Source organism: Salegentibacter sp. 24 (assembly GCF_004362395.1).
Taxonomy (GTDB): Bacteria; Bacteroidota; Bacteroidia; order Flavobacteriales; family Flavobacteriaceae; genus Salegentibacter.
Map to the genome: position 1 here is coordinate 1 of NZ_SNWE01000059.1, position 1270 is coordinate 1270.

Here is a 1270-nt window from a genome sequence, read left to right on the forward strand (position 1 = left end):
TACCTTTGAAATATGAAATACAAGAGATGGAGCTTATCGGAAAAGTTAGAGATATTAGCATCTGCAGAAGAGATTGGAGTTGTTGAAGCCTGTAGGAAATACAGTGTAAGTACCGGGACTTTTTATAGTTGGAAGAAGAAGTTTGACCATAAAGGGGAAGACGGCTTAAAAGTAAACTATGACACCAAAAGCAAAGAGTTCAAGCAAGTCGAAGAAGAGAACAGAGTGCTTCGTAAACTGCTTGGAAATAAGGATATTGAACTGGAAGTGCAAAGGGAACTTTTAAAAAAAAAGTTTGGGACATCCGATCCAAGAAAGATCTAGTAGACTTTATCTTTAAAAAGCATAAGTGCAGTAAGACCAGGATCATACAGATGGTTGGGATGGTCCCCAGTAGTTATTATAGAAAACCTAGTAATGGCAAGAAGGGTAATAAGCCCTCTAAACTAACCTATAACAAGTACCAAGGTTGGGTGGAGCAACCCATTGTATTAGATGCCGTTAAAAGGCTCCTGGGACATGAGTTTATTGATTGTGGATATCGGCTTATGACCTCCTATTTAAAGAGAGACGGGTTCCTTATCAACCATAAGAAACTATACAGGATTATGAAAACTGCTGGAATGCTAAAATTGGAAAACCGGATCAACCGAAGTGGTGCTGGTCGTAAATTTGTGAAATTCCGGAAGGTAAAGACCTCCAGGCCCCTTGAATGTTTAGAAATGGATATCAAGATGGTTTGGATCCCAAGTGTTGGTAAAAACGCTTATTTACTCTCTGTAATCGATGTACATACCCGTAGAATTTTGAAAGACTATTTTTCTTTTACTATAAAACAGGCGCAGGTCATAGCCCTTCTCTCTGAGTTGTTTGAGAACTATCAGTATCCTGAAAGTGTAGTTATTAGAAGTGATAATGGAAGCCAGTTTATAGCCAGTAATGTACGTGAATACTTAGGTCTCATTGGAGTTGATCAGGAGTTCACCCATGTGGCCACACCGGAAGAAAATGCACATATAGAGGCCTATCATGGAATACTAAAAAAAGAAGTATTCACTAGATTTGATTACAGAACCTTTGGAGAGATTGAGCAGATCTTAAAAAGATATGTTGTTTTTTACAACAATGATAGGCTCCACGGGCTACTGGGAAGGATTACACCCATGGAAAAATGGGTTCGGGATCAACACCTGATTTTAATGAAAAAACAAACCGCTTAATTAATTTTTGAAATTTAGAATAATTCTCTTGTTTTATAGGGGCCAAAACA

The 1270-nt window shown here is 38.0% G+C and carries 2 protein-coding genes; both read left to right on the forward strand.

Annotation, left to right across the window (positions count from 1 at the left end; translation table 11 throughout):
• Nucleotides 1-12: 12 nt before the first annotated feature.
• Nucleotides 13-324, forward strand: coding sequence for a transposase (locus DET49_RS18340; protein ID WP_133550309.1), 312 nt, complete (start codon nt 13-15; stop codon nt 322-324).
• 44 nt (nt 325-368) lie between these two features.
• Nucleotides 369-1220, forward strand: coding sequence for an IS3 family transposase (locus tag DET49_RS18345; RefSeq protein ID WP_243729729.1), 852 nt, complete (start codon nt 369-371; stop codon nt 1218-1220).
• Nucleotides 1221-1270 lie beyond the last annotated feature (50 nt).